Consider the following 18,386-nt stretch of genomic DNA (forward strand, 5'->3'; position numbering starts at 1 on the left):
TCGGTCAACCGTCGACTCGAGCAAGAGGCGCCCATCGGATCGCAGCATCTCGGTCAGCGTATCATCCTTCGACATCAAACACAGGCTCACAGTCGTTGAACGATACCCTCGTCAAGTTCCGTCGCTCTGAACCCAAGGATTTTCAGATTTTCTTTTCGGGCTTGACGCCCGTCCCGACGAGTGAACGAAAAGAGCCGGCTCACCCGGACGCAGAGGCCCCAAGCGCTCTTGTCCTGATTGCCGGCACTTCGCATGGTCAAATGCGAAAGCTCATATTCGGTCAGAGCGTCAACAGATCGCTCGTCGTCTGATCCTGGTCATTTGCGGTATAGAAGCTGGCGAAATCAGGCAACTGCGATTGCTGTGCCTGCTGCCCCTTCATGGCCGCCTCGAACTGGCTTTGCGTCAACGAGCCGGAGCCGGACGTATCGAGACTGTTGAACAGCGCCGTTGCCTGATCCTCGCTCACATCGGCCGGACGGGCGGCAACGAACTCGGCTTGGCTGACATTGCCGTCACCATCCGTATCCATCGAGGAAAACGCACTGGAAAGCTCGTCATCCGTCAACTGCCCGGACGACTGGTGATGGCCGTGGTGACCCGCGTGCATGGCTTTGCCAAGCTGCGCTTCGGTGAGCGAGCCGGTATTGCCCTTGTCGAAGCTCTGGAACAGTTGCTGCGCCTGGGTTTCGCTGACGTCGGCCGGCCGTGCGGCCACAAACTCCGCCTCGCTGATACTGCCGTCGCCATTGGTGTCCATGGCGCTGATAAGGTCGCTCTGCTTGCTGCTTTGAGTACCGCTCGCGGACGCCTGCTGGGTGCTCGATGTGGCGGAGCTGCCGTCATCGTCCGAATTCGAGGTCGAGCTGTCGGTGCCGCTGTTGGCCTGCAGATTGAGGATGATGTTCATCAGTTGCGCGATCAGCTGTTGCGCCGACGCGATCTGCGAGGAGTCGTCCGAAGAGTCCGAAGAAGATGACGAGCTCGCGCCGGAAGAATTGCCGGAGGAGCTATCGGACAACAACGATGAGATGGAATCATCGTCGGTCGAGGCTGTCGAACGCGACGTCGGATACTGATAATAATTGTTCGATGAAATCGAGGAGATGCTCGTCATTGGGGCCTCCAGATACGAGCGTTGAGAGAAACTCGAATGGCTTACGCGTATGCGACTTTGAACACGACTGTCACTGAGCCCCACCGGAGAAGGTGAAGACCCGGCCTGGATCATCGATATGAGCGGATGGCGGTGCGAACGCTGGAGATCAAGCGCGTTTTGCGCCCCAACTTGATCAATGCGTCGTTTCCAGTGCCGGCGAACTCGGGCTCGCCCCGCCAATGCATCTCGCCATCATGGCTCCATTGGCATCTGCACATTTTCGATTTTCACTTCCCAACGGAGCGAAACTGCACACCGAAACTTGCGCGTGGCTTATAGGCGCTTGACGAACACATCCTATTGCGATTTCCTTCCCCGATTTTTAGGGAGTATATAAATATCACCACTCTGCTGAACGTCGATGGGACAAGGGATCCCGGTGACGAGCGGCACTGATGGAACAAGAACAAAAATGAGGGGCACAGCTTGAAGATTGGTTTCTGTGGAGACGTGAATGAGGCGCACTAAGGAGGAGGCGGCGGAAACGAGGAGCGAGATCTTGCACTCTGCAAAGGCTCTGTTTCTCGACAAGGGCTATGAAAATGTCAGCCTGGAGGAGATAGCTGCCGCCGCCGGGGTTACACGGGGCGCGGTGCACTGGCATTTCAAGAACAAGCAGGGATTGATGTTCGCAATCCGCGATGAGGCGCAGCAGCCGTTTCAGGAACTGGCGGAGCGGATGTCCAGGGAATTGCCGCCCAATCCGCTCGATCTTATCGCAGAGACGATAGCGGCGATATTCGACGATGTTCAGGGCGATCCACGCAAGCGCAGCATGCTGAAAGTGATGATGCACCTCGACATGGCGTTTTGCGATGGCACCACGAGCCGCGCCAGCTCCTTCCGACACGACATGCACGAACACTTCGAACGCATCTTCACCCTGATGGACGAGAAAACGAAATTGCCGGCGCCCTGGACGCCGGATACGGCCGCTTCCTCGCTGACCGCCGTCATCGGCGGCCTGATCAGCGAATGGACACTCGACAGGGGCAATTTCCAGCTTGTTCCCTGCGGTCAGATGTTCATCAAGATGGTCTTGAAGACATGGTTCCCGCTGGCACAGACCCAGGAAATGGCGGTCTCCCCGGCCTGATGTCCGGCCACCTTCTCCATGTGACTCGACGCAGTTTCGAACGGAAGGCGCCAGGCGCCTTCCCGGATTGCTTGGGAAATAAAAAAAGGATCCGGAGGGAAAGCCGGATCCTTTACTTTGATCGGAGGTCAACCGATCGATGAAAGAAGCCCAACGGATTGGAACGTCAGGCTTCTCTTACCCGGCAAGGGTGCCGGGTAATTCTGTGATTAGAAGCTACGCTCGAAGCGCAGGATACCAGCCCACTGATCCTGGTTTACAGAATCGAAGTTGGTGTAGGAGACTTCCGGCTCGATGAGCAGGTTCTTGACCGGGTTCCACTTGACGTTCGTGGTAGCGGCAAAAATCTTCGAGTCGGTGTAGGCGAGCTGGAGGTTCCACTTCAGCTTTTCGTTGATCGGAACGCCAACGCCACCCCAGACAGCCCAGTCGCCCCAGCCGCACAGCGCCGGACGATCAGCCGGGCAAGCGGAACGATCGAGGTTGGTGCCTGCATACTTGTTGAGCTTGTCGCCGTCGGTGTTCCAGCCGCCCATCAAGAAGGCCGAGAATGCGCCGAAGTCAGCGTCTACACGAGCCTTGATCGCGCCTTCTTCGACGATCGAGTCATAACCGCCGACGACCTTGAAGCCCCATGCGCCAGACTTGAAGCCGGCACCGGCAACAACGTCAGGGGCGTAATGGTTGGACTTGTCGTCCGACCACCAGCCAGCGCCATAGGAAGCGCCCGAGCCGCTGGAGTTCGAGTCTTCGAGCGAGATCACAGCCGTGAAGCCGTTGCCTGCATCGTAGTTGTAGGTCAACTGGTTGAGTTCGTACGGGCCGTCATAGATCACGTCGTCGTTGATGACGTCGCCAGCGTAACCGACATACAGGTTGTACTGCGAGTCGAGCTTACCAACCGTGAAGCCGCCGAGGCTGATGTTTGCGAACAGCAGCTTCGTGGAGGTGGAGCCGCCGTCGTTCCAGTCCCAACGCAGAACCATGTTGGTCTTCAGCGGACCGTATTCGGTGTCGGTCGCGGTGTCGACGTTCAGCTCGGCACGGGTGTGCCACAGCGTGCCGACCTTGCTGTTCGGATTGTAGGCATCGTACCATTCACCTTCAGAACGGACGCGGCCGCCGATCTTGAGGCAGGTTTCCGTGCCCGGAATGAAGAAGTAGCCAGCACCGTATGCGTCGCAAATGCGGACGTATTCCAGCGGCTCGGGCTCAGCAGCAACGATCGCGTCAGCTGCGTGGGCACCGGATACTGCTGCCAGCGCAGCAGCGGAGCCGAGAAGAAGGCTCTTGATGTTCATTATAAACTCCTGGTTGTAATATGCATTTCTAATTTACCGCGAGTACAAAGCTGGAAATGCTGCCCCGAAGATCGGTTCGGTCTGAAACGTGACCGGGCAGCCCGGCAAATACGCACCTGATGTTGGCTTGAGTCCCCTCGAACCTCCATGATTGACCCCGCGGCAAAGGTTTTGAAATGCCCCTACCGATCCGGCCGACTGCTCGACCGTAAGACAAATTATGTCCTGCTTTTGACTTACAAACAGGCCGTATGTTTGTCAATTATATGAAACGGGCTTTGGCGTTAGACTTGGGCGCTGTTGCCTAAATGCAACTGACGACATGGGCTGCAACCCGGATGCGTTCGATCCCGGCAATGGCCTGGAATATGTCATCAGATCCATGGCCGCCAATGCTTCAACAGGCGTTCGCCCGGCCAGTCAGCCGCCAAATATCGTTTGGCCGCCGCAGCAAAGTTGGGAAACAAAACTCAATAAATCGATACACACAGAAATATCGAATCTCCCTAGATTTCGGCGAATCGCGCCATCGAAGGGGACACATTGCGAATGAACGAGAACCGCCTGATCTTCATAGCGACTCCCTGCTTCGGCGGCCTCGTGACCAAGGATTACATGCAATCCATCTTCTCCCTGATGCAGACAGGTGCGCAGGCCGGCATACAGCTGACGCTGGCTCTCCTTGGCAATGACGCCTTGATTACCCGCAGCCGCAACACGCTCGTATCGTCCTTTCTGAACGACACCGCAGCCACCCATATGCTGTTTATCGACGCCGACATCAGCTTCGAACCGGATCAGGTGATGCGATTGCTGGCGGCCGACAAGGATGTCGTCGCGGCGATGTATCCGATCAAGGATTACGATTGGAACACGGCCGCCCGCACTAATTCTCAGGATGGCTCCTCGCTTGCTTCCGCCGCGCTTCATTACGTCGGCACGCCTCTGGTTGGCCAAAGCGCCGAACGGGACGGCGATTTTGTCAGTGCCGTCTATGCCGGAACTGGTATGCTTCTCATCAAGCGTGCGGTCATCGAGGCGATGACCGAGGCCTACTCGGGGCTGCGCTACAATGCCATTCATGCCTATCCGAGCACGAAGCCATCGCCAGGCACACAATACGCGCTGTTTGAATGCATGATCGAGGAGGAGACGGGCCTCTATCTCAGCGAAGATTTCGCCTTCTGCCGTCGCTGGCGTGCACTGGGCGGCAAGATCTGGCTCGATACCGCCAGCAAGCTATCCCACACCGGCCCTCACCGCTTCGTCGGCAATACCGCGCCGCGTTACTGAGGCGGCGTCAAGCCGCGGCTTTACAAAAGCACGCATAGGTTGCCATTTGCATATATGGCAGTCGCGATTCTCCGGGGAATTGCGCTGCTTGCTGCGGGGTTGACAGGAGCGGACGGGAGAGCATAGCCTTCCGTCATTCACCAGGGGGGTCCCGGCAAGGGGCTGAGATACTGCTGGACAATAAGGCTTTGCCTGTTGTGGCGCAGTGACCCGTTGAACCTGATCCAGTTCATACTGGCGTAGGGACGGTGCGAGCGCTCGAAGGCTTCGGATTCCCGCGTGGATTCCATGCCGGCGTCTTTTCATCATTCCGGCTGATTGACTGGGTCTCCAACCGCAACTTGGAGCCTCAAACCATGACCATTGCCGCAAAGAACCTCACCCCGACTGTCACCACCGGCCCGATGCCGGCATCACGGAAGATCTACGCCCCCGGGGACATCCATGCCGATATCCGCGTACCGATGCGCGAGATCAGCGTTCACCCCACATCGGGCGAGCCGCCCGTCATCGTCTATGATTCCTCCGGCCCTTACACCGTCGAAAGCGCGGATATCAGCATCGAGCAGGGCTTGCCGCAGTTGCGCCGAGACTGGGTGCTCGCTCGCGGCGACGTCGAGATCTATGAGGGCCGCCACGTACGCCCCGAGGACAATGGCTTCGTCACCGGCGAGCGGCTGACACCGGACTTTCCGGCCAAGCGTCAGCCGCTGAGGGCCATAGACGGCAAGGCCGTGACCCAGCTCGCCTATGCCCGCGCCGGCATCATCACCCCGGAAATGGAATTCATCGCCATCCGTGAGAACCTCGGCCGCAAGGCGAAGGCCGAGACCATGATCCGCGACGGCGAGAGCTTTGGCGCTCACATCCCCGACCATGTCACCCCGGAATTCGTGCGTCAGGAGGTCGCGGCCGGCCGCGCGATCATCCCGGCCAACATCAATCATCCGGAAAGCGAGCCGATGATCATCGGCCGTAACTTCCTGGTGAAGATCAACGCCAATATCGGCAATTCCGCCGTCACTTCCTCCATGGCCGAGGAGGTCGAGAAGATGGTCTGGGCAGCACGCTGGGGCGCCGATACCGTCATGGATCTATCGACCGGCCGCAACATTCATAACATCCGCGAGTGGATCATCCGCAATTCGCCACTGCCGATCGGCACCGTGCCGCTTTATCAGGCGCTGGAGAAGGTTAGCGGCATCGCCGAGGATCTCACCTGGGAAGTCTACCGCGACACGCTGATCGAGCAGGCCGAACAGGGCGTCGATTATTTCACCATCCATGCCGGCGTCCGGCTGCACTACATCCCGCTGACGGTCAATCGCGTCACCGGCATCGTCTCGCGCGGCGGCTCGATCATGGCCAAGTGGTGTCTCCATCATCATCGCGAGAGCTTCCTCTACGAGCATTTCGAGGAAATCTGCGATATCTGCCGCGCCTATGACGTTTCCTTCTCGCTCGGCGACGGTCTCCGCCCCGGGTCGATCGCCGATGCGAACGACGCCGCGCAATTTGCCGAACTCGAGACACTGGGCGAACTGACGAAGATCGCCTGGGCGAAAGACTGCCAGGTCATGATCGAAGGACCCGGCCATGTGCCGATGCACAAGATCAAGGAGAACATGGACAAGCAGCTCGCCGTCTGCGGCGAGGCGCCCTTCTACACGCTCGGGCCGCTGACCACCGATATCGCACCGGGCTACGATCATATCACTTCTGGCATAGGCGCTGCGATGATCGGCTGGTTCGGTACGGCCATGCTCTGCTACGTCACCCCGAAGGAGCATCTCGGCCTGCCCGATCGCAACGACGTCAAGACGGGTGTCATCACCTACAAGATCGCCGCCCACGCGGCCGATCTCGCCAAGGGTCACCCCGCCGCTCAAGTCCGCGACAACGCATTGTCGCGTGCCCGCTTCGAATTCCGCTGGGAGGACCAGTTCAACCTGTCGCTCGACCCCGATACCGCCCGCAGCTTCCATGACGAAACCCTGCCGAAGGAAGCCCACAAGGTCGCGCATTTCTGCTCGATGTGCGGCCCAAAATTCTGCTCCATGCGGATTTCGCATGACATCCGCGCCGAGGCGCAAAAGGAGGGGCTGGAAGCGATGGCGGCAAAATACCGCGAGGGCGGCGACCTCTACATGCCGATCGACGTCACCGCAGAGCCGGCCGAGTGATATGCGCATCCTCGTCAAAGGGGCCGGCGTTGCCGGCCTCGCCGTGGCCCACGAACTGCTTCGGCGCGGCGCTGAGGTGACAATCTCGGACCCCTGCCCGGATTTCAGCCGAGCCGCCTCGTGGCTTGCAGGCGGCATGCTGGCGCCTTGGTGCGAACGGGAAAGCGCCGATGAGGCGGTGCTGGAACGCGGGCGCGATTCGGCCGATCGATGGGAAGCGATCCTGCCCGACAAGATTGTCCGCAACGGTACGCTTGTCGTCGCGCCCAACCGCGACCAAAGCGAGGTGAAACGCTTCGCCAGCCGCACGACAGGCTATCGTTGGGTCGACGAACACGACATCGCCACCCTCGAACCGTCGCTCGCCGGTCGCTTCCGGCATGGCCTGTTCTTTCCGCAGGAAGCACACCTCCATCCCCGGGAGATATTGCAGTCATTGAAGGACGATCTCCTGGCAAGGGGCGTCGCCTTCGACCACGGGATAGCGGATGGAGCCGAATTCGAAGCGATCATCGACTGCACGGGAGCTGCCCGCATCGGTCAAGACCGGCCACTGCGGGGTGTTCGTGGCGAGATGCTCTGCCTGCAGACGCACGAGGTCACCCTTGCAAGGCCTGTGCGCCTGCTGCATCCGCGTTTTCCCGTCTATATCGTGCCGCGCGGCGACGGCCTGTTCATGGTCGGCGCGACAATGATCGAAACGGAATTTCAAGGGCCGATCACGGCCCGCTCGCTGATGGAGCTGCTGAACGCCGCCTACGCGTTGCATCCAGCCTTTGCCGATGCCGCCGTCGTCGAAACCGGCGCCGGCATTCGCCCTGCCTTTCCCGACAATCTGCCACGGGTAACGCGGGAGGACAAAACCGTCCTGATCAACGGCCTTTATCGCCATGGCTTCCTGCTGGCGCCGGCGATGGCTGTCGAAGCAGCAGATCTCGTCTTTTCCGGACACAACAACGACAGGAACCGCCCATGCGCCTGATCATCAATGGCGAAGCTCAAATCGTCGAGGCCGCCACACTTTCGCAGCTTCTGGCCGCTCTCGACTATGAGGGGGAATGGCTGGCAACGGCCATCAACGGCGAACTCATCCACCGCGAGGAGCGCGACGACCATAGGCTCGCCGACAATGACAGGATCGAGATCCTCACGCCGATGCAGGGAGGCTGACCCATGCTCGACCTTTACGGAACCAAGATTGCGTCCCACCTGCTTCTCGGCACGGCACGCTACCCTTCTCCCGCCGTGCTGGCGGACGCGGTGCGGCGCTCCCAAACCGAAATCGTGACGGTCTCGTTGCGCCGGGAAGCGGCCGGCGGCCGCAACGGCGGTGCATTCTTCGACGTGATCCGCGAACTTGGCGTCCATGTTCTTCCCAATACCGCCGGATGCCATGGAGTTTCGGAAGCGGTCCTGACCGCGAAGATGGCGCGCGAGGTGTTTCGAACCAACTGGATCAAGCTCGAAGTGATCGGCAACCACGATACCTTGCAGCCCGATGTCTTCGCGCTGGTGGAGGCGGCCCGGATTCTTGCGGGCGAAGGCTTCGAGGTCTTTCCCTATACGACGGACGATCTCGTCGTCGCCGAACGGCTGCTGGACGCCGGCTGCAAGGTCCTGATGCCCTGGTGCGCACCGATCGGATCGGCGGCAGGTCCGCTCAACCTTTCCGCACTTCGCTCCATGAGGGCGCATTTCCCGGATGTGCCGCTCATCGTGGATGCCGGCATCGGCCGGCCGTCCCACGCGGTCGCCGTCATGGAACTCGGCTTTGATGCCGTGCTTCTCAACACGGCCGTTGCCGGTGCCGGCAATCCGGCGTCGATGGCGGAAGCTTTCGCAAAGGCGATCGATGCCGGCAGACAGGGATTTGCCGCAGGCATGCTGGAGCCGCGCGATATGGCCGTGCCGTCTACGCCCCTCATCGGAAGGGCGGTTTTCCCATGACCCTCGATCCCTTCTACCTGATCGTCGATAGCGCCGCCTGGATCCGGAGGCTGGTGCCGCTCGGCGTCAAGCTGGTGCAGCTGCGCATCAAGGACCGTACGCCGCCGGAGATCCGCATGGAGATAAATGCTTCGAAGGCAGTTTGTGCTGCTCACGGATGCCAGTTGATCGTCAACGACTATTGGCAACTCGCAATCGAGGAGGATTGCGATTTCATCCATCTCGGCCAGGAAGATCTTGCTTCGGCGGACTTCGGCGCCATTCGCCGGGCCGGATTGAGGTTCGGGCTATCGACGCACGATGAAGCGGAATTGGCGACCGCGCTTGCGGCCGAGCCAGACTACATAGCGCTCGGCCCCATCTATCCGACCATTCTCAAAGCCATGCCGTGGGCGCCGCAGGGTCTGGAACGTATCGGCCAATGGAAAGCGCGTGTTGGCGACATGCCGCTGGTCGCGATTGGCGGACTGACCGTCGAACGTCTGGGCGCCGTATTCGAGCAAGGGGCCGACATCGCCGCCGTCGTGACCGACATCACTCGCAATACCGACCCCGAATCGCGGACGCGCGAATGGCTCAAGGCAACGCGACCTCCGGCTGGCTGATGAAATCAGGCGCTATATCGTGCACCTTGGGCTGCATTCCGGACCTGCTGCCCGATGAATGGCACATTCATAAAATATTCAGCTGAACATAATCATGCTTAAGACGTTGATTAAATGACTCGCGCATTCGCTGAGCATGAACGACTGCTTTGGAGGTAGTCATGATAAAGAAAACAGTTCTTACGGTTTTGTTGGCCGCGACGGTGGTAGGTGGCGCACTGGCGCCCGCCAGCTTCGCGCAGGCACAACAATATGACGGCCGCCCGCCCTATCGCGGCGACTGGCGCGGCCACGACGACTGGCGTCGTCATCACCACCATGGCAATGGCGGGGTCATCGCCGGCGGCGTTGCCGCTGGCCTCATCGGCGGCCTGATCGGCGGCGCTATAGCCAATGGCGGCGGCGGTCCGGTCTATGCCGCACCTCCGCCGCCCCCGCCCAGATGCTGGTTCGAGAACCGCGCGGTTCAAAACCAGTATGACGATGGCTGGCACTACGAGCGCATTCGCGTTTGTAACTAGGACGCCGGCCGAGTTCGTCCTAGGCGGACGATCAGCCTCCTAAACGATTTGGAATTGCCGGCAGCCGCAGACTGCCGGCAATTTTTTTAACGGCCACGCCGTCGAATTATAAACCGTGCGTGCGCGGATAGGCGTTGCGTTGAGGGAAAACGTAGCCGGCAAGACGTTCGGGCGCCGGACGCCAGATCTCCACCCTCAGCGGATAGCAAGGCACCGTATCGCTCGAATGTTCGCTGCCGCAATCGCCGCCCGGGCAGGCCGAAAGAGCGCCAAGGAGATCGACCTCCGCAAAAAATTCGATGAAATCGCCCGGCCTTACAGGACTTGCCTTCATGAAATATTGATGTGTGTCCTGCGTGAAGCCGGTGCACATGAAGACGTTCAGCACATCATGAACGTGAAACTCCGCCTCCTGGACCGGAATGTTCATTTCTTTTGCAAGGGCGCGCGACAGATTGGAGTGGCAGCACTGGTGATAGTCGTCCCCCTTCAGCAGCCTGTTGGTGTAGGGGTCGCAGCGTGTGCCGATCACGTCATGAACGCCGGCTCCGTCCGCATCCCAACCGTACCAGCCGAGCGTATCGTGCGTGATCGTCGCCATCGGCCGAAGATAGGGCAAGGTACTCCAGAGCCGATCGCCGACACCGACATGGGTTGCGTGCAGCGCGCGGGTCTTGCCGCTGAAAAACCGTTCCGAAAGGTCTTTGGCGTTCCACAGATTGAGGTCGCCGACCTGCGACCCCTCGACGCTGACAATGCGAAAGAAATGCCCCTTCGGCACCCGGAAGCTGCCACCCTCGCGCGGCGGCACGATGACTTCGTCTACCTTGGCCATGCCCTGCCGGGCAGCATGAAGCAGATCCATATCGGCGGGCTGCAGCGTTCCATTCGGATAGACCACGACCGGCGGCTTGCGGCGCCGCTCCTCGGCATCGGCCGGAGCCGGCATATCAAAGAGGCTGTTCATGAGGACTTTACATTCCTTAACGAGTTGGAAGCGAGCCTTGCGGCCTTCCAGCAATGTAAGGATATGGGACAGGTGCACAACATCGATTATCCTTGCTCTTTGGCTAAGCCTTGCTTAGCCTTGAGCGATGCAACACCTTCCGCTTGCCTCGCTGCGCGCCTTTGAGGCCGCCGCCCGTCACGAGAGCTTTGTCAAGGCGGCAGCCGAACTCAATCTGACGGCAGCCGCCATAAGCCAGCATGTGCGTGCCGTGGAGAATTGGCTGGGCGTGGCATTGTTCAACCGCCATGCGCGAGGCGTCACAGCGACGACGGCGGGCCGCGAATTTGGGGCGGCTGTTACAGCCAGTCTGGGACATATCGAAATCGCGGCGCGGCAAGTACGGCTCGATAGCCCCGACCGACCCGTCAGCGTGGCATGCATTGCCTCGGTCGCCACGCGCTGGCTGATACCCCGCCTGCCCGTCTTCCACAAAGACCATCCCGATATCCGCATCAACATCGTCTACGCGCTGGATGCACGCACACCCGAAGCGGCGGGCGTCGATCTTCTGATCCGCCACGGACCGAGACCGGCGGTGAACGCCGTTTCGCTTCTGTCTGCCGAGACACGGCCGACCTGTTCGGCGGAATACGAACGCCGTCACGGTCCGCTGCATCAACCCGCTGACCTTGCTGCTGCCGATCTCCTGCACGACGAAACGACGGCGTCCTGGGCAAGATGGTTCGCGCTGGCGGGTGTTTCCCGACCGGCAAATTCAGGGCCGATCTTTGCCGATTTCAGCTTGATGATCGGATCGGTCATCGGCGGCCAGGGCATCGGTCTCTGCCCGACATCCCTCATTGCCGAGGAATTGGCGAATGGCACGCTGGTTACTCTGTTCGACACGCCATTGGATACCGACAAGTCATATTGGCTGCTTCAGGCCAGCCGCCTTTCCCGCGAGGCGGAGATATTTCGCGACTGGCTGGTTTCCGTCAGCAGGTAAGCTGTGAGGCCCGCGATTTGCGAGGGGCCAGGCGGTGCGCGACCGGCAGGCCGCCTGGCTGCGATGGATATCCTCTCCGCCGCTTTCGGCGAAACATTGCCACGGCCGTTCGGCACGCGCCCGACCATTGCCGCGCCGATGCCTGCCGCAATGGTCTTCGGCACCACCTTGGTCTCATCCCCTCACCCTCCCGTGCGATGATCCGATCTGATCAAAGTCTCACGCGGGCGACAGAGGCTCCTTCCTCAGCCGAAGCGGGCAACGAGAAAGTCGATGACACTGCGCAACATCGCGGTCGGGCGCCGATCCGGCGCATAGACCAGATGCATCGGCGTCGGCTTGTAAGACCATTGCGGCAACACCGGCTCCAGCCGGCCGGCATCGAGATCGGCGGCAAGCAGCAACTCCGGCTGCAGCGCGATGCCGGCCCCATGCAATGCCGCAACGCGCAGCGCTGCGCCCTGGTTCGCGGTGAACCTGCCCTTTATCGCGACCTCTCGGGTCTCTCCCTCCGGGCCGACGAGATGCCAGCGCCCCTGCAAGCGCCAATAGGAATGGCCGAGACACATGTGATCGACGAGATCCTCCGGGGCCTGCGGTCTGCCGCAGCGATCGAGATAGTCCGGCGAAGCCGCAAGAATGCGTCGATAGGGTTTTAGCGGACGCGCCACGAGATTGGTGTCCGTCAGGGCGCCGATATGGATGCCGAGCTCGTAGCCCTCGCCGATCAGATCATGCGGATTGTTGTCGAGCGCCAGATCGACGCTGACGTCGAGATTCCGGTGAAGATAGTCGACAAGCGCCGGCACGAGGCTTTGCGTTCCGAAACTGACGGGAGCGACGAGCCGCAAGCGTCCGCGCGGAGCGGATTGCAGTTCGGAGGCCGATTGCTCGGCAAGCTCCACCTCCGCCAGTACCGTCTTGCAGCGTTCGTAGTAGAGCTTGCCGACCTCGGTCAGCTGGTGACGGCGTGTCGTGCGGTGAAGCAGGCGTGCGCCCAGCCGCTGTTCGATCGTCCTGACATGTTTGGCGACCATGGCGGACGACACATCGCTGATGTCGGCGGCGGCGGCGAAGCTGCCCTGCTCAACCACTCTGACGAACATCGCCATGCCGGCCAACTTGTCCACGATTACCTACCTACGGGTTCGGAATGAAGTAAATGTGAGCGTATTTATCACCCGATGGTTTTGCAAGATAGTCCGTCGCGCCGAACATCCGGCAACATACCTCAAGGAGACACCATGCCCATCTTGCGCTTGGAAATGCATCCCGGCCGCACTCAGGATCAGAAGCGCGCCTTCGTTCGCGAAGCGACCAGGGCCGCCGTGGAAACACTCGCCTGCCCGCCGGAATCGGTGGAAATCGTGATTACCGAGATCTCGAAGGAGTCCTGGGCAACGGCGGGCAAACTGAAATCGGATAGCTGAGGCAACCCGATTTCACGATCGCGGCCTGGCGGTCCCTATTCGATCGTCAGGCCTCGTCCGGCAGGAGGCCTTGCCGCCCCCAGGCCTCTGCCCGATCCATCAGGCGCGCCATCTCCTGCTTGAGAGCGTGGGAGCGGATGATATCGGCGGCATGGTTCTGATTGGTGCGCGGATTGTAAAACACACCGATCTCCTCGCCGCTCTCTCGCCTTGCCACCTCCAGGCGCGACTTCACCTCTTCGACTTCGGCCTTCACCGCAAAGTACCGCTTCATGACCTCGACAAGGTCGTGGTCGCTGACATTGGTCTCCATGCGTACTCCATCATGCTCATTTTAGCGTTTCGCAATGATCTGATTCGGTTGGCGAAATCTAGGCGGCGCGATGAAGTGAGGCATATGACCGGCGCTCAGAGGCGTTGATTGACGTTTTCATGTCACATCGACACTAGGACCAGCTTTCCTTGACCGACTGCATCACCACATTGGTCGATGTGCTGGCAACGAAAGGCAGGCTGGAAATCTTTTCGCCAAGAACGATGCGATAGCGGCGGATATCGGAGGTCCGAACCTTCAAAAGATAGTCGAAACGGCCCGCGATCATGTGGCATTCTTCGATCTCCTTTATCTTCTTGACGGCGTTGTTGAAGCTGAGCAAAGCTTCCTCGCGCGTATCCGTCAATTTCACCTCGGCAAAGGCGACGTGATCCAGGCCAAGCTTGATCGGATTGAGTATAGCCTTGAAGCCGTCAATGTAACCGGAATCGATCAGCTTCTTCAGGCGTGCCTGGCATGGCGTCTTGGAAAGGCCGACCCGCTCCGAAAGTTCCGTGATCGACATGCGTCCGTCCTCGACCAGTGCGTCGAGGATCTTTTGATCGAACTGGTCAATTTCACTGGATTTGGTCATTTTTGCAGGCATTCCTATTTGAAGTAAGCAATATTGAAGTTCAATATGACTGGAAAGCCGCAGTTTCAAGGCGGAACGCTTTTCTAGAATGCAGTATGTTCTGATCGAAGCAACGGGAGGGCTGCGGGTGGCGATGTCGCCGACATCCACTCAAGCCATCGGGACCCTTGCACCTTGAGGTTATCATGACTGTCTCTGCCAAACTTGCCACTGAAGAACCGGCTCCGGACTCTGCCCCATTTTCACATTTCGCGCCGCCCATCCGTGAACAAAGCCAGCTCCGTCAGGCAATCACCGCCGCCTACAGGCGCCCCGAGACCGAATGCCTTCCCTTCCTGGTCGAGGCTGCCACCTTGCCGGAAGCCACTCGCGAGGCTGCAAGGAAGACGGCCAGGACCCTGATCGAAGCTTTACGCGCCAAGCACAAGGGCGACGGGGTCGAAGGCCTGGTGCAGGAATACTCCCTCTCAAGCCAGGAAGGCGTCGCGCTGATGTGCCTCGCCGAAGCCCTTCTGCGCATTCCCGACACCGCCACGCGCGACGCGTTGATCCGCGACAAGATCGCCGGCGGCGACTGGAGGTCGCATCTCGGTGGCGGACGCTCGATGTTCGTCAATGCCGCCACCTGGGGATTGGTCGTGACGGGCAAGCTGACATCGACGGTCAATGAAGGCGGGCTGTCCGCCTCGCTGACAAGACTGATCGCGCGCTGCGGCGAACCTGTCATCCGTCGCGGCGTCGACATGGCCATGCGCATGATGGGCGAGCAGTTCGTCACCGGCGAGACGATCGACGAAGCCTTGCGGCGGGCCCGTGCGCTCGAGGCAAAGGGCTTCCGCTATTCCTACGACATGCTCGGAGAAGCCGCGACGACGCATGCCGATGCCGAGCGCTACTATCGCGACTATGAAAATGCCATCCATGCGATCGGCAAGGCATCGGCCGGCCGCGGCATCTATGAGGGGCCGGGCATCTCGATCAAGCTTTCAGCACTGCATCCGCGCTACTCGCGTTCGCAGACGGAAAGGGTGATGGGCGAGCTTCTGCCGAAGGTGAAGGCGCTGGCGCTCCTTTCCAAGAGCTATAATATCGGCCTCAATATCGACGCCGAAGAGGCCGACCGGCTGGAACTGTCGCTCGATCTCCTGGAAGAACTTTGCCTCGATCCCGATCTCTCCGGCTGGGATGGCATCGGCTTCGTCGTGCAGGCCTATGGCAAGCGTTGCCCCTTCGTCCTCGACTTTATCATCGATCTTGCCCGCCGCTCCGGACACCGCCTGATGGTCCGCCTCGTCAAGGGTGCCTACTGGGACGCCGAGATCAAGCGCGCGCAGCTGGACGGCCTGGAAGGCTTCCCCGTCTACACCCGCAAGATCTATACCGATGTCTCCTACGTAGCCTGCGCCAAGAAGCTGCTTTCGGCGACCGATGTGGTCTTCCCGCAATTCGCCACCCACAATGCGCAGACGCTTGCCACGATTTACGAAATGGCCGGGCGCGATTTTTCCGTCGGCAAGTATGAATTCCAATGCCTGCACGGCATGGGCGAACCACTTTACGAAGAAGTCGTCGGCGCTCAGAACCTCGGCCGGCCCTGCCGCATCTATGCGCCCGTCGGCACCCACGAGACGCTGCTGGCCTACCTCGTCCGCCGCTTGCTGGAGAATGGCGCCAACTCGTCCTTCGTCAACAAGATCGCCGATCCTGATGTGCCCGTGTCCGAGCTGATCGCCGATCCGGTCGAGCGCGTGCGCGCAATGTCCGTCGTCGGCGCACAGCATGACAAGATCGTTCTGCCCACGGACCTGTTCGGCAATGCACGGCAAAACTCCGGCGGCATCGATCTCTCCAACGAGACCGCGCTCTCCGATCTGTCCGCACAATTGCAGGCCTCCGCAGCCACGGATTGGATCGCAAAGCCGCTGCTCGCAGACGGCTCCGAACGCGGAACGGCCCGCGCGGTCCTCAACCCCGCCGACCACACCGACTTCGTTGGACAGGTCACGGAACTCGAACCGCAGGATGCGCCCGATGTCATGCGGCTTGCGGCTGCGGCTTCCGAGCGCTGGGCAGCCGTGAGCCCGGACGAGCGCGCCACCATCCTGGAGCGCGCTGCCGATCTCATGCAGGGCGACTTGCCTGTTCTCGTCGGCCTGACCATCCGCGAGGCTGGCAAATCGGCCGCAAACGCCGTCGGCGAAATCAGGGAAGCGATCGACTTCCTTCGCTACTACGCCACGCAGGCGCGCACGGTGCTGTCGCCTGGAAGCGTTCCGCTCGGTCCGGTCGTCTGCATCAGCCCGTGGAATTTCCCCCTGGCGATCTTCACCGGCCAGGTTGCGGCTGCGCTGGTCGCCGGCAATCCCGTCGTTGCAAAGCCTGCCGGTAACACGCCCCTGATCGCGGCGCAGGGCATTCGCATTCTGCATGAAGCCGGCGTCCCGCACGACGTCCTGCAGTTCGCACCCGGCAGCGGCAGAATGGGTGCAGCACTCGTCGGCGCGCCCGAAACCGCTGGCGTCATGTTCACCGGCTCGACGGAGGTCGCCCGCCTGATCCAGGCGCAGCTTGCAGAACGGCTCTCCAAATTCGGCAAGCCAATCCCCCTGATTGCCGAAACCGGGGGCCAGAACGGCATGATCGTCGACTCCTCGGCCCTTGCCGAACAGGTCGTCGGCGACGTGATCGCCTCGGCCTTCGACAGCGCCGGACAGCGTTGCTCGGCTTTGCGCGTCCTTTGCCTGCAGGAAGAAGTGGCGGATCGCACCCTGACGATGCTGCGGGGCGCGCTTCGCGAACTGTCGGTCGGCAAGACCGATCGGCTTGCGGTCGATATCGGCCCGGTCATCGACGACAATGCCAAGCGCGGCATCGATGAGCATGTCGAGCGCATGCGCAAGCTCGGATGCAATGTCGAGCAGCTCGACCTTCCCGCGAGCGCCGCCAAAGGCACTTTCGTCGCTCCGACCATCATCGAGCTGAAGAAGCTGAGCGATCTCAAGCGAGAGGTGTTCGGTCCCGTTCTTCATATCATGCGCTATCAGCGCAAGGGATTGGACAAGCTCATCAATGAAATCAACGCATCCGGTTATGGCCTGACTTTCGGCCTGCACACGCGGCTTGACGATACGATCGCCCATGTCACCGAGCGCGTGCGTGCCGGCAATCTCTACGTCAACCGCAACATCATCGGCGCGGTCGTCGGCGTCCAGCCCTTCGGTGGCCGGGGCCTGTCCGGCACTGGCCCGAAGGCGGGCGGCCCGATGTATCTGCGCCGCCTGGTCGCCTCTTCGACCGAACCATTGCGGGACGCTTCCGTACAAGGCGATCCGGCTGCCGAGCAGTTCATCGCCTGGCTCGAAAGCAAGGGGGCTGCGGACGCGGCAAAGCAGCCGCGTGCCGTCGCCGCCCAATCGTCTCTGGGCTTCAATACCGAGCTTCAAGGCCCGGTCGGTGAATTGAACCTTTACGCGCTGCATCCACGCGGCAGGATCCTGCTTGCTCCGCAGACGACGCTCGGCCTGCATGTGCAGATCGCCGCCGGGTTGGCGACAGGCAATTCGATCGTCATCGATGCCGCGTCGGGCTTGCAGGGCGAGCTTCACGGCCTGCCTGCGCAGATCGCCAGGCGCATCTCCTGGACGAAGGACTGGGCAGCGGACGGCCCATTTGCCGGCGCGCTCATCGAGGGCAATGCCGAGCGCGTGCAAACGGCGATCAGGACGATTTCGGCAATCCCCGGCCCGCTCGTTCTCACCCAGGCGGCGTCGAGCGAGGAAATTGCCAGGAGCGCCGATGCCTATTGCCTGAACTGGCTGCTGGAAGAGGTGACAACCTCGATCAACACCGCAGCAGCCGGCGGCAATGCCAGCCTGATGACGATCGGATAACATCGGACGCGGTCTGACATTCGTGCGATGGCCGGACCGGAAGGGACCGGCCATCGTATTTCCTGCGGAAGACCCGGAGAGCCATGGGATTCTCGGAC

General features: G+C 60.7%; 17 protein-coding genes and 1 riboswitch. Of the genes, 11 read left to right on the forward strand and 6 right to left on the reverse strand.

Features of this window, described 5'->3' with window-relative positions; translation table 11 throughout:
• Nucleotides 1-280 precede the first annotated feature (280 nt).
• Nucleotides 281-1,117: an EF-hand domain-containing protein gene (locus tag ACQZ6J_RS20415; protein WP_449085388.1), complete on the reverse strand. Its 837-nt coding sequence runs from the start codon at nt 1,115-1,117 to the stop codon at nt 281-283.
• Nucleotides 1,118-1,613: 496 nt separating this feature from the next.
• On the opposite strand from ACQZ6J_RS20415, the gene ACQZ6J_RS20420 reads away from it, so the two are divergent.
• On the forward strand, nt 1,614-2,255 hold the full coding sequence (locus tag ACQZ6J_RS20420; protein WP_163988751.1) for a TetR family transcriptional regulator: 642 nt from the start codon (nt 1,614-1,616) through the stop codon (nt 2,253-2,255).
• 209 nt (nt 2,256-2,464) lie between these two features.
• On the opposite strand, the gene ACQZ6J_RS20425 is transcribed toward ACQZ6J_RS20420, so the two are convergent.
• Nucleotides 2,465-3,556 carry a porin gene (locus tag ACQZ6J_RS20425; protein WP_163988749.1) on the reverse strand — a complete coding sequence of 364 codons (1,092 nt, stop codon included), beginning with the start codon at nt 3,554-3,556 and terminating at the stop codon, nt 2,465-2,467.
• A gap of 549 nt (nt 3,557-4,105) precedes the next feature.
• On the opposite strand from ACQZ6J_RS20425, the gene ACQZ6J_RS20430 reads away from it, so the two are divergent.
• The 7 genes from ACQZ6J_RS20430 to ACQZ6J_RS20460 all read left to right on the forward strand — a co-directional run bounded on the left by ACQZ6J_RS20430 (nt 4,106) and on the right by ACQZ6J_RS20460 (nt 10,105).
• Nucleotides 4,106-4,849 (forward strand): hypothetical protein, encoded by a 744-nt coding sequence (locus tag ACQZ6J_RS20430; protein ID WP_449085389.1) that lies wholly within the window; start codon nt 4,106-4,108, stop codon nt 4,847-4,849.
• Nucleotides 4,850-4,981: 132 nt separating this feature from the next.
• Nucleotides 4,982-5,113, forward strand: a riboswitch (TPP riboswitch).
• Between the two features lie 92 nt (nt 5,114-5,205).
• Nucleotides 5,206-7,032 carry a phosphomethylpyrimidine synthase ThiC gene (gene thiC, locus ACQZ6J_RS20435; RefSeq protein WP_449085390.1) on the forward strand — a complete coding sequence of 609 codons (1,827 nt, stop codon included), beginning with the start codon at nt 5,206-5,208 and terminating at the stop codon, nt 7,030-7,032.
• 1 nt (nt 7,033) lies between these two features.
• A complete protein-coding gene (thiO, locus tag ACQZ6J_RS20440; protein ID WP_449085391.1) occupies nt 7,034-8,014 on the forward strand; it encodes a glycine oxidase ThiO in 981 nt (326 codons plus the stop codon).
• A complete protein-coding gene (thiS, locus tag ACQZ6J_RS20445) occupies nt 8,005-8,202 on the forward strand; it encodes a sulfur carrier protein ThiS (protein WP_163988741.1) in 198 nt (65 codons plus the stop codon). The genes thiO and thiS overlap by 10 nt, the downstream gene beginning before the upstream one ends.
• A 3-nt stretch (nt 8,203-8,205) precedes the next feature.
• Nucleotides 8,206-8,979 (forward strand): thiazole synthase, encoded by a 774-nt coding sequence (locus ACQZ6J_RS20450; RefSeq protein WP_449085392.1) that lies wholly within the window; start codon nt 8,206-8,208, stop codon nt 8,977-8,979.
• Nucleotides 8,976-9,584 carry a thiamine phosphate synthase gene (locus tag ACQZ6J_RS20455; protein WP_449085393.1) on the forward strand — a complete coding sequence of 203 codons (609 nt, stop codon included), beginning with the start codon at nt 8,976-8,978 and terminating at the stop codon, nt 9,582-9,584. Before ACQZ6J_RS20450 ends, ACQZ6J_RS20455 begins: the two co-directional genes overlap by 4 nt.
• Before the next feature lie 161 nt (nt 9,585-9,745).
• Entirely contained in the window at nt 9,746-10,105 is a 360-nt protein-coding gene (locus tag ACQZ6J_RS20460; protein ID WP_163988735.1) for a hypothetical protein, read from the forward strand.
• A 106-nt stretch (nt 10,106-10,211) separates the two neighbouring features.
• Here the strand turns inward: ACQZ6J_RS20460 and ACQZ6J_RS20465 are convergent, their stop codons facing one another.
• Nucleotides 10,212-11,072, reverse strand: coding sequence for an urea carboxylase-associated family protein (locus ACQZ6J_RS20465; protein WP_449085394.1), 861 nt, complete (start codon nt 11,070-11,072; stop codon nt 10,212-10,214).
• Between the two features lie 127 nt (nt 11,073-11,199).
• Between ACQZ6J_RS20465 and ACQZ6J_RS20470 the strand changes: the two genes are divergently transcribed.
• Nucleotides 11,200-12,060 (forward strand): LysR substrate-binding domain-containing protein, encoded by an 861-nt coding sequence (locus ACQZ6J_RS20470; protein ID WP_449085395.1) that lies wholly within the window; start codon nt 11,200-11,202, stop codon nt 12,058-12,060.
• Nucleotides 12,061-12,305: 245 nt separating this feature from the next.
• Here ACQZ6J_RS20470 and ACQZ6J_RS20475 read toward each other — a convergent pair whose 3' ends face one another.
• Nucleotides 12,306-13,190: a LysR family transcriptional regulator gene (locus ACQZ6J_RS20475; protein ID WP_449085396.1), complete on the reverse strand. Its 885-nt coding sequence runs from the start codon at nt 13,188-13,190 to the stop codon at nt 12,306-12,308.
• Nucleotides 13,191-13,244: 54 nt separating this feature from the next.
• Between ACQZ6J_RS20475 and ACQZ6J_RS20480 the strand changes: the two genes are divergently transcribed.
• A complete protein-coding gene (locus tag ACQZ6J_RS20480) occupies nt 13,245-13,490 on the forward strand; it encodes a 4-oxalocrotonate tautomerase (protein ID WP_449085397.1) in 246 nt (81 codons plus the stop codon).
• A 46-nt stretch (nt 13,491-13,536) separates the two neighbouring features.
• Here ACQZ6J_RS20480 and ACQZ6J_RS20485 read toward each other — a convergent pair whose 3' ends face one another.
• Together ACQZ6J_RS20485 and ACQZ6J_RS20490 are read right to left on the reverse strand one after the other, a co-directional pair.
• On the reverse strand, nt 13,537-13,803 hold the full coding sequence (locus ACQZ6J_RS20485) for a hypothetical protein (protein ID WP_163988724.1): 267 nt from the start codon (nt 13,801-13,803) through the stop codon (nt 13,537-13,539).
• 133 nt (nt 13,804-13,936) lie between these two features.
• Nucleotides 13,937-14,398: an Lrp/AsnC family transcriptional regulator gene (locus ACQZ6J_RS20490; RefSeq protein ID WP_163988722.1), complete on the reverse strand. Its 462-nt coding sequence runs from the start codon at nt 14,396-14,398 to the stop codon at nt 13,937-13,939.
• 185 nt (nt 14,399-14,583) lie between these two features.
• Between ACQZ6J_RS20490 and putA the strand changes: the two genes are divergently transcribed.
• Nucleotides 14,584-18,288 carry a trifunctional transcriptional regulator/proline dehydrogenase/L-glutamate gamma-semialdehyde dehydrogenase gene (gene putA / locus ACQZ6J_RS20495; RefSeq protein ID WP_449085398.1) on the forward strand — a complete coding sequence of 1,235 codons (3,705 nt, stop codon included), beginning with the start codon at nt 14,584-14,586 and terminating at the stop codon, nt 18,286-18,288.
• Nucleotides 18,289-18,386 lie beyond the last annotated feature (98 nt).

The sequence above is a fragment of the Rhizobium sp. A37_96 genome, from assembly GCF_053521765.1.

Excerpts from the sequence above, each read along its gene's own strand:
- ACQZ6J_RS20415 (WP_449085388.1), bottom strand. The coding sequence starts at position 1,117 with ATGACGAGCATCTCCTCGATTTCATCGAACAATTATTATCAGTATCCG.
- ACQZ6J_RS20420 (WP_163988751.1), top strand. The coding sequence starts at position 1,614 with ATGAGGCGCACTAAGGAGGAGGCGGCGGAAACGAGGAGCGAGATCTTG.
- ACQZ6J_RS20425 (WP_163988749.1), bottom strand. The coding sequence starts at position 3,556 with ATGAACATCAAGAGCCTTCTTCTCGGCTCCGCTGCTGCGCTGGCAGCA.
- ACQZ6J_RS20430 (WP_449085389.1), top strand. The coding sequence starts at position 4,106 with ATGAACGAGAACCGCCTGATCTTCATAGCGACTCCCTGCTTCGGCGGC.
- thiC (WP_449085390.1), top strand. The coding sequence starts at position 5,206 with ATGACCATTGCCGCAAAGAACCTCACCCCGACTGTCACCACCGGCCCG.
- thiO (WP_449085391.1), top strand. The coding sequence starts at position 7,034 with ATGCGCATCCTCGTCAAAGGGGCCGGCGTTGCCGGCCTCGCCGTGGCC.
- thiS (WP_163988741.1), top strand. The coding sequence starts at position 8,005 with ATGCGCCTGATCATCAATGGCGAAGCTCAAATCGTCGAGGCCGCCACA.
- ACQZ6J_RS20450 (WP_449085392.1), top strand. The coding sequence starts at position 8,206 with ATGCTCGACCTTTACGGAACCAAGATTGCGTCCCACCTGCTTCTCGGC.
- ACQZ6J_RS20455 (WP_449085393.1), top strand. The coding sequence starts at position 8,976 with ATGACCCTCGATCCCTTCTACCTGATCGTCGATAGCGCCGCCTGGATC.
- ACQZ6J_RS20460 (WP_163988735.1), top strand. The coding sequence starts at position 9,746 with ATGATAAAGAAAACAGTTCTTACGGTTTTGTTGGCCGCGACGGTGGTA.
- ACQZ6J_RS20465 (WP_449085394.1), bottom strand. The coding sequence starts at position 11,072 with ATGAACAGCCTCTTTGATATGCCGGCTCCGGCCGATGCCGAGGAGCGG.
- ACQZ6J_RS20470 (WP_449085395.1), top strand. The coding sequence starts at position 11,200 with ATGCAACACCTTCCGCTTGCCTCGCTGCGCGCCTTTGAGGCCGCCGCC.
- ACQZ6J_RS20480 (WP_449085397.1), top strand. The coding sequence starts at position 13,245 with ATGGTTTTGCAAGATAGTCCGTCGCGCCGAACATCCGGCAACATACCT.
- ACQZ6J_RS20485 (WP_163988724.1), bottom strand. The coding sequence starts at position 13,803 with ATGGAGACCAATGTCAGCGACCACGACCTTGTCGAGGTCATGAAGCGG.
- ACQZ6J_RS20490 (WP_163988722.1), bottom strand. The coding sequence starts at position 14,398 with ATGACCAAATCCAGTGAAATTGACCAGTTCGATCAAAAGATCCTCGAC.
- putA (WP_449085398.1), top strand. The coding sequence starts at position 14,584 with ATGACTGTCTCTGCCAAACTTGCCACTGAAGAACCGGCTCCGGACTCT.